This is a genomic window from Ruminococcus callidus ATCC 27760, assembly GCF_000468015.1.
Lineage (GTDB): Bacteria > Bacillota > Clostridia > Oscillospirales > Ruminococcaceae > Ruminococcus_C > Ruminococcus_C callidus.
Genome location: NZ_KI260294.1, coordinates 1 through 9,330 on the forward strand (window position 1 = coordinate 1; position 9,330 = coordinate 9,330).

Here is a 9,330-nt window from a genome sequence, read left to right on the forward strand (position 1 = left end):
CTGTCGCACAATCTTTGTGCGGTATTGCCCTAAACAATTCGAAAAAACTGCACCGCAGGTCTGCGTACAAGCAGAAAGCGGTGCGGTTTTTTTGTGCGTTGCACTGGAAAATGTCAATATTGTATCCCACAAATCCGCATAAGAAATACACGAATCAGCGAGGCTCTTTTTATCCATTCCGTCAATTGACAGATCATGCAGGATATGGTAAACTAACAATAGAGGAGGGAATCCACCAAAAAGCACCAAATACACAAAAAACGAATTCTGCAGTTGTACATTCATACAAATAAGCCCGAAATTCGTTGACAAAAATGTATAATAGTGCTATAATATTCGATAGAAGGTTCTGTGCGTTTTCCGATTTGGCAATGAGAGGAAGGATACACGATGAAACGCATTTGGAAAAAAATGATGGCGATTTTAATGGCAGTATTTCTGGTATGCACAACATTGGTGCTTGCGGGCGGAGCCGAAGCTGTTTCTGCACTGGCAGAGGCAGGCGGGAATACACCGGAGGTAACGGACGGGGCAGATGCACAGCAGTTCGCCGACAATTCCGGCGATATTATTATAGGGAACATTTCGATCGAGCTGGATCAGCTGATCAAAAACCACTATATGGTCACTGTGCCGGTCACCATGCCCAATAACCCCGGCTTTACCGTTCTGCAATTTGGTGTAAAATGGGATGTGACACGCATGTCTGTGCAGGGTGCACGTTCTACCGGCAACATGAAGCTGCCGATTCTCACCATTGCCAATGACAAAAGGCAGATCTGGATGATGTTCATTGAGAACGACTGCAAGGAAACCAATATCAGTTCCCTGACAGCAGAGATCAATCCGGATGTCAAGGTGGGGGATACATTTGTGCTGGAAGGGGCTTATGCGGACTATGCCGACAACAAGGCTCTGTACAAAGACAAGACGATGAAATCACATGACCTGAATATTGTTTCCGGTACGATCACCATTGTGGACAGCGTTGTGCCGGAAGTAAAACTGCAGATCGGAGAAGTCAGACCTTCTATGCGGGATCTGGATGAGAACGACTATATGGTAGAAGTGCCGGTGACCGCAGAAGCGAACAATGGCTTTAGCGACATGGTGTTTGGCTTCCGCTGGGATGCCAGCAAGGTGACAGCAGAACCGCCGTCCGGCAATATACCGGAAGGGCTTTCTCTGATCCCCACCATTGACAACCAAAACGGTGTCGGGTGGATCCATGTCATTGCCGACAGCACCTATACCGGCAGCGACATCTGTACGCTGCGGTTCACAGTACCGGACAATACGAAGCCGGGGTCGATCTATGACATTACCGGTTGTAGCAGTGATGGAGATAAAGAGGCATCGGTTGCCAACCACTCCGGCACTGCGGGTACGCTGACCATCAACAACGGCAGAATTTTTGCCACTTCCACCCAGGCGGCGAATTCTTTTGCATTCGGTAAGGTGACGATTCCGGACATTTCCATTTCCATGGAAGATCTGGAGCAGAGCGATCACCTGATCTCCGTGCCGATTACGATCACGTCAAACAGCTGCTTTACCATGCTGGCGTTCGGTGTCAGCTGGGACACCAACGATTTGAGCATTGTCAGCTGCACCTGTGATGATACCAAGAATCTGGGCATGATCGAATCCTATTCCGATGACAACAACGGCATCTGGATGCAGTTTCTCTATCGTGGCCCCTATGATGCTTTTACAGGAACGGCACTGTGTACGCTGACGTTCCGTGTGCGGTCGGATATATCGCTGGGCGACAAGATCATGCTGAATCCGCAGGAACTGAGCCCCGACGGCGACAGCATGATTATCGTCAGCACCAAGGGCACCTTTGGTGACCTGAACATGCAAAAGGGCACTATCAGTCTGGTGTCGGCAAACGAGCTGACTGCGGCGGCAACCGTAAAGATCAGCGATGTGGAAATTGATACCTATCATTTGTGGCTCAAGAGCTATGTGGTAGATGTGCCCATTGTCCTGAAACGGAATACCGGTGTGTCCTATCTGTCTATGGGCGTTTTCTATGATGAAACCGTTGCACAGGCACAAGAACTGCAAAGCGTGGACATTGACCAGATCGGCGTGCTGGACGACTTTAGCCAGAGAGCCAGTTCGGGGGCAAGTTCCGGCTGGCTGGAATTCCGCAGTGTGGATCCCGGCAGCGGGTATGTCTACAGCGGCACCACGCTGGGCGTGCTGAAGATCAAACTGGACGAAAGCGTCAAGGCAGGCGATGTAATCGACCTGTCTGCGGTATCGCTCTCGCCTACCGGTGCAGTAGCCACGGTAGAGATCGCCGACGGTTCCCGTTCTTCTCCGGCACTGGTTTCCGGCTCGATCCGCATCACGGAAGCCGCAACCACAACACCGGCGGAAACGACCACTTCGGCGGAACAGACTACCGAAACGGAAACCACTGTGACAACGACCGCCACAACGGAAGAAACGACGATTTCGGAAACAGAAACCACCACTGTTACGGAAACGACTTCTGCCGGAACTACAACAGAAACGACTACGGAAACCACAGAAACTACCACCGAAGAAACCACCACGGAAACGGTGACAGAAACCACTGTGACTTCTACAGAAACTACAGCAGCGACTACCACAGGATATACCGCTGCAATCAAGACTGACCACCTGAACCGGACAACACTGCGGGTACGTGCCGGACAAACCAGCCGCCTGCAATTTTATCCGGCAGAGGGCAACGGGGACGACTGTGTCTGGATGAGTTCGGATACAGATATTGTCAAGCTTGCTCCTGGAAACACCTCCGCGGAAATCATGCTCACCTGCAACCGTGTGGGAACGGCAGAGGTGTCTGTGCTGTATGACGGGCAGGTGCATACCTGTAGCGTCAGTGTGGTATCCGGCGACAGCGAAGCTGCCGGCGATGTCAACGTCGACAATCAGACAGATCTGTCTGATCTGGTGATGCTGAATCACATGCTGCTGGGGCAGATTCCCACAGGAGATGCCGCATCTCAAAGTGCTGACATCAACGGCGACGGGTATCTGGACAACTGTGACGTTCTGCTGCTGATGCAGATGCTCCTGAATCAGGGATTGCTACAGTAGGCTTTTTGAAATTTAGAACAAGAAAAGCGGTACAGAATTTCTGTGCCGCTTTTTTGGTTCTGTAAAGGGAACTCTGCATAAAACAATCAGGCGGCTTCGTGGGGTGTTGCTGTAGATCTGCCTCTTTATTATGCAATTTATGAGTGGAAAAAATGGGGCTGGGCGTGTTCATTTTTGCGGTTGCATTGACTTCTGGTAAAAAATATGCTAAACTGAACAGGAGAACATTTGCGGCGGCATGGTATCAAGTCCGGCGGTGCTGTTCGGAAAAGGAGGGACTTCTGTGGTACAATTCTGGGTTGGCATGCGGCGGCTGACAGCACACTGGAAACCGCTGATACTGTTTGAAATTCTTTGGAAACTGGTGACGCTGCTGGTGATTGCACCGGCATGTGCCGGCTTGATCCAGCTGGCGATCCAGCTGGCGAAGCTGAAATATCTCACCACCTCCAACCTGTTGCAGTTTCTCCGTTCCCCGTGGACGATTCTGCTGCTGGCAGTGCTGTTGCTGCTGGCGGCGCTGTATACCCTGTTTGAAATTGCGGCAGTCTGTACCTGTTTCCGGCAGTCCCGCTTTCAGAAAGTTCGTACCACGCTGGGGCGAATGGTGCGTTCCGGTTTGCAGTCGGTGCTGCACTTCTTTCGGGGCGGCGGACCGTTTCTGGTGCTGCATCTGCTGGTACTGATTCCGCTGATGCAGTTTTCGGCGACTTCCGGTATTTTTACCGCAATGGGCATTCCGGATTTTCTCGCCTACTATATGACGAAAAAGGAATTCCTGCTGCCGATTTATGTGGCAGCGATCATTCTGTGCTGTCTGCTTTCTGTTCGCTGGGTCTTTTCCAGCGTGCTGTTCACGCAGAACCAGTGCAGCTACCGCAGTGCCAGAGCCACCAGCGTACAGCTGGTGCGGGGGCGTTTCTGGCAGACGTTCTTCTCCGTGCTGGTGTGGAACTGCTGCTATTTCGCCGCTTTGCTGGTGTTCCTGTGTATGATTACAGTGGTCGTGCTGATGGTGATTCGTGCCACCGGCAGCAATGATCTCATCATGTCGCAGGCAATGCGGATCCTGAAACTGCTGATTCAGATCGTGCTGTGGAGTTTCTCGTTTTTTGCCACGCCGATCTGCATGGCACACCTGACGGCTCTGCTGGAGAAACGCTGTGTGCAGATGCCGGAGGTGGTGCTTCCGGAACCGGTTCCGTTGAGCCGGAGTGCCAAGCCGTTTCGCCGGAGCACGGCAGTTCTGACGGCATGCTGCTTTACGGTGGCGGCTCTGGGGCTGAACCTTTCGTATGTGTACAGCGTTTTCACCGGCAAGGCGAATTTCCGTCTGGCACTGTTCCAGAATCCCACCGTTATGGCACATCGGGGACTTTCTGCCGATGCACCGGAGAACACCCTCTACGCCTTTTCCGATGCCATTTCGGTGGGGGCGGATTTCATTGAACTGGACGTGCAGCAGACCAGGGACGGCGTGCTGGTGGTGATGCACGATTCCAATCTGAAACGCACCACCGGTGTGAACAAGGACATCTGGGACGTGGACTATGCAGATATTCAGAATCTGGACGCAGGCAGCTGGTTTGATCCGGCGTATGCCAATGCCAGAATCCCCACGCTGGAAGAAACGCTGCAATTTGTGGACAAGCGGGCGAAGCTGAACATCGAGATCAAGCCCACCAAGCACGGTTCCGATACGCTGGAGCAGGACGTGGCGGAGTTGATCACCCGGTATCAGTACACCGATGCCTGCTATGTGACATCGTTTTCCTACGGCTCGCTGAAAAAGGTCAAGGAAGCCAATCCGGAGATTCGTACCGGCTATCTCATGAGCGTGGCATACGGACAGTTCTACTCCCTGAAGTATGCGGACGCGTTCAGTCTGAACAAGGTGTTCGTCACCAGTCAGGTAGTCAACGCCGCCCACCAGCAGGGCAAGCAGATATTCGCATGGACGGTGAACGGCATGTCCGAGGTGCGGAGTCTGTGCAATCTCCACGTGGACAGCATTATCACGGACGATCCGGTCATGGTGCAGAATGTGATCTCGCGGGACAGCACCGGTGAAACGCTGCGGTCTGTGCTGGACTATTTTATCAATTGAGGGGTACGCAGAAAAAAATAGATGAATTAAGGTGGTATGATGAAAAACAAGGCATGGTATGAAAGATTTCACGATGAATTGTTCAATGAGTACAATTCATCTGGAGAAGCGGTTGCTGTTCATATTGTCAGAGATATTGTTGACAATATTGATACAAGGGGAAAATGGATTGACGTTGTTTCTATGGATACATACGGTGCATACAACTGTGACCATATCAAATTCAATTGGATTATCATAGAGTTGTTTCCCAGAATCACACACCCGAAATATAAACCATATGTAGAGATTTATCCGACCGATGATAAAGAAATAAAGCAAAAAAAGAAAGAGCAAAATCGCATGATTCGAGAAGATAACCGGTATATCACATGGCACGCTTCGCACGAAGATATTGAAGTGCATCGAAATAAAAATCATCATGGCGAAAAATTTATTGTTCTTTGTCATTTGTACAATAAAAACAGAGGAAAAACAAGGAAGTATGTGCAGACAATTGTACGTAAAGCGACAGATCCCATGGCAATTTGGTGCGGCGGCGAACCTGTTTCGGACGGATATATTCCGGAACAAGTGACAAAAACGGAACCATTAGCTCCGTCTTATGAATATAGAATCACAGCAATCAGCAAAATCACACAAGAGCAAATCAATTATATCACACAGAATGAAATGGAATTAGTTGATAAAATTTGCAGGAACGGCAAGCCGACACTGGACATTCTACTGGCAGCTTCCAAACGGCATCAGGCAAAGAAAAAATAATAGAATTAGATATTGTTGTGTATGAGAAAAAGCTGGAACACCCCACCTCACGAAAGGAGAATCCCCATGCACCTATTCGCCGCCCCCGTTCCCGCCGGCAAAAAGGCTCTGGAACACGAAACCGCTTACCGGCTGCTGGCGTATGCGGTGCAGGAGGTTTACGGGCTGCCCCTGCCGGAAATTGCCTGCGACTCCCGCGGCAAGCCCTTTTTTCCACAGCGGCAGGAGATCTGTTTCAACCTTAGCCACTGCCGCGGGCTGGCAGTCTGTGGCATCTCGGCGTTTCCGCTGGGGGTAGACTGCGAAAGCATTCGCTCTCTGCGGGAGGGGGTGCTGCGGCGTTCCTTTGCACCGGAGGAGGTGCTTGCTGTCACGGAAAGCCCCCAGCCGGACGAAACTTTTTTCCGGTTCTGGACGCTGAAAGAAGCGTTTGTCAAGGCTCTGGGCGTGGGCATCTCCTACCCGCTGCACACGGCGGTGTTTGCGTTGGACGGGGGAGATGTCACTCGCCACCCCCAGGGCTGGCAGTTCCGGCAGTTCCGGCTGGACAGCGGGCATGTGGTGTCCTGCTGCGGAGCATCGGAGGACACGCTGCCGGAAGAACTCCACGTTGTGTCATTCTAAGGAAACACTGAATAAAGCCCGCCTGACGGCTTTGTACGCAATCTGCGTGCAGATTTTTCGTCATATTGCCCAGAAATCCCTTGCCATACGGAAAGTATGCCTGCGGAATTTCTATGCAATCTGTCGACCGAAAAATCTGACGACGCATCTTACCACAAGCTTTGCTCGGTGTTTCTCTAACCGAAAATGGAAAATTATTTTCCAGCATTTATACATTTTGCAAGAAAGTCGCCTTTGGCGGCTTTTTTCTTTGTGGATTCCTCCAAAAATCGGGATTTTCTGCAAAGGTCGTGAAAAATTCACATTTCATTATTTGACTTGTGGTATAATAGACATAGAAGAATATGCCATATGTTCGAAAGGAGTTTGGTGAAGATGAAAACACGATCGCATACCGCAAACACCAGCAGGAGCCTGCCGTCACGAGTTATGGCGGTGCTGCTCTCCGCGGTGCTGTTTTGTACAGGGCTGTCGCTGGGCAGCTTTGCTTCGGCGGAAGAACTGCCGGTATTGGAAACGGACGTATCGCAGGGGAGTTCCGGCAACCTGCTGATCGGCATTCAGGGCACGTATATTGACCAGATCAGCGAGGCACTGGACTTAATCAACAGCTACCGGCTGGAAGCCTGCCAGAACGGCTATCCCAACCCTGACGGCAGCGGCAGCCTGACTATGAGCGACTATGAGCCGATCCAGTGGTCGGACGGACTGGAGTATATCGCACGGATCCGTGCCGCAGAGGCTTCCCAGACAGAAGATCATGTGCGTACCAACGGAGAAAGCTGCTTTGCCATTCAGGCACCGGCGGGGACGTCTTCTCACGGAGAGTGTCTTGCATGGAACCGTGAGAAGAATATGCTGCATGGTATCGAGCAGTGGTACGGCGAGAAGGAGTCCTATCTGATCGACAGCAGCAGCAGTGCCGCCGGTCACTATAGAAGCATGATCTCTCCTGGCAGCCGCTATATCGGTATCGGTGCGTTCTACACCTCTACGGCAACCTATGCCAATACCACCTGTGCGGAATTCAGTTCCGGCAAGGGCTCGGACAGCCTCAGCTTCACCTATGGGGAGTGTATTCAGAAGCTGGAGGTTCCCGCAAGTGATGTGACTGTAATGGACGATTCTGTGCAGAGTGTCATGTCCTACGGCGATACCCAGACCTTGCAGCTGAAGATCCGGTACAGCAACCGGAAAGGCTTTACGCTACAGGAACCGGTATCGTGGAGCAGTTCGGACACCGATGTGGTATCCGTCAGCGGTAACACTGCCACTGCTGTGGGCTACGGCACGGCAACGCTGACAGCTGTAGTCAACGGCCTTTCTTACACATTTTCTGTTACCGTGGACGACAATGTCACTGTGACCACCACCGAGCCCAACGAGTTGGAGGACACCATGTGTCTGAAATTCGCGGATCTGGAAATGTCGCTGGAGGAATTGCAGGCGAACAACTATCGGGTGGAGATGCCCCTTTATGTCAGCCAGAGTTTTAGCGATATGAACTTCAACGTCGTTGACAATCCCAGTCTGACGAATGTGAAGTGCGATTTCGGGGACAAGATCATCACGTCTTCTGCCAGCAGCGGCTATTCGACTTCGTATCTGCTGCGTGTGTATCTGTCGCATACCGAGCAGGAAGCCGGTTGGATCGGCACGATCACCTACCAGCTGCCGGAGAATACCAAGGCGGGGGATACGTTCTCGGTGGATTTCCGCATACTCAAAAGCAGCTACTGGATCAGCACTTCCGGAGAATCCAGCAAGATGCAGGGGGAGAGTGGCTCGATCACCATTACCGGTGCGGAGAAAACTACCACGACCACAGAAGAAACTACCACCACAGAAACAACGATGACCACCACGACCACTTCGACCACAACAACTTCTGCAACAACGACAACAACCACAACGACGACAACGATGACTACTACCACCACAGAGGAAACCACTGCGACTACTGCGGAAACGACTACAACTACCGCGACCAGCACTACAGCGGAGCCGCTGCAAAAGAATCTGACGGTTTCGCTGGGAAGAGTGGAAGTGGGCGTAGATGAATACGAGCAGAATCACATTGTGAGCGTTCCGATCTATATTGATCGGGAGTGTTCCGCTTTGAACTTCGGCATCAGCTGGGACAGCCGTCTGACGTATCTGGACAGCAGTGTTGACTATGGTGCGTACTCCAGTGCGGAGGCGGACGGTTTTGTCTGGCTGGTAAATGCATCGATCAGCAATATTCCGGCAGGAAAGATCGGAACGCTTCGGTTCCGGCTGCCGGACGATGCAGAGGCAGGAGATGTCTATGTGGTCAACTTGTCTGCACGTGCCGCCAGTGGTGCCGATGCCATGTGGCTGGATAATGTGAACGGACAAAAAGGCACACCGTTGGTGCAGGGCAGTACGATCACAATTACAATTGCTCCGGCACCTACGACCACCGCACCGGATACCGGCAGCGTGCTCTATGGTGATGTCAATCTGGACGGCAAGGTGGATATATCCGATGCCGTGCTGACCAACAAGGCGGTTTCTGGTGTGGTAATGCTGAACAAGCAGCAGTATCAGAATGCCGACTGTGATGCCAGCGGCGAGGTCAATGCCGATGATGCCACCCTGCTGATGAAATTTCTGGTGCATATTGTGACTGTTTTGCCTGATGCGGCATAAAAATTGCCGCGTATTCCGGCAAAAAAAACCTTGACAAATGCGGCATTCTGGCGTATAATAAA

6 protein-coding genes are annotated in these 9,330 nt (G+C 51.7%); 5 read left to right on the forward strand and 1 reads right to left on the reverse strand.

From position 1 onward, the window contains the following. A partial coding sequence (locus RUMCAL_RS16095; protein ID WP_021680501.1) for a hypothetical protein occupies positions 1 to 285 on the reverse strand: 285 nt, incomplete at its 3' end. Positions 286 to 390: 105 nt separating this feature from the next. On the opposite strand from RUMCAL_RS16095, the gene RUMCAL_RS14245 reads away from it, so the two are divergent. From RUMCAL_RS14245 to RUMCAL_RS00925, 5 genes are all read left to right on the forward strand, one after another. Continuing rightward, positions 391 to 3,099, forward strand: a complete 2,709-nt coding sequence (locus RUMCAL_RS14245; RefSeq protein ID WP_021680502.1) for a dockerin type I repeat-containing protein — start codon at positions 391 to 393, stop codon at positions 3,097 to 3,099. A gap of 283 nt (positions 3,100 to 3,382) precedes the next feature. After that, positions 3,383 to 5,206: a glycerophosphodiester phosphodiesterase gene (locus tag RUMCAL_RS14250; protein ID WP_169725971.1), complete on the forward strand. Its 1,824-nt coding sequence runs from the start codon at positions 3,383 to 3,385 to the stop codon at positions 5,204 to 5,206. A 36-nt stretch (positions 5,207 to 5,242) separates the two neighbouring features. Then, on the forward strand, positions 5,243 to 5,971 hold the full coding sequence (locus tag RUMCAL_RS00915) for a hypothetical protein (RefSeq protein ID WP_021680504.1): 729 nt from the start codon (positions 5,243 to 5,245) through the stop codon (positions 5,969 to 5,971). Between the two features lie 66 nt (positions 5,972 to 6,037). Further along, positions 6,038 to 6,595 (forward strand): 4'-phosphopantetheinyl transferase family protein, encoded by a 558-nt coding sequence (locus RUMCAL_RS14255; protein ID WP_021680505.1) that lies wholly within the window; start codon positions 6,038 to 6,040, stop codon positions 6,593 to 6,595. Positions 6,596 to 6,970: 375 nt separating this feature from the next. Then, positions 6,971 to 9,268, forward strand: a complete 2,298-nt coding sequence (locus RUMCAL_RS00925) for a CAP domain-containing protein (protein WP_169725972.1) — start codon at positions 6,971 to 6,973, stop codon at positions 9,266 to 9,268. Positions 9,269 to 9,330 lie beyond the last annotated feature (62 nt).

Coding starts and splice junctions, on each gene's coding strand:
- RUMCAL_RS14245 (WP_021680502.1), top strand. CDS start 391: ATGAAACGCATTTGGAAAAAAATGATGGCGATTTTAATGGCAGTATTT.
- RUMCAL_RS00925 (WP_169725972.1), top strand. CDS start 6,971: ATGAAAACACGATCGCATACCGCAAACACCAGCAGGAGCCTGCCGTCA.
- RUMCAL_RS14255 (WP_021680505.1), top strand. CDS start 6,038: ATGCACCTATTCGCCGCCCCCGTTCCCGCCGGCAAAAAGGCTCTGGAA.
- RUMCAL_RS00915 (WP_021680504.1), top strand. CDS start 5,243: ATGATGAAAAACAAGGCATGGTATGAAAGATTTCACGATGAATTGTTC.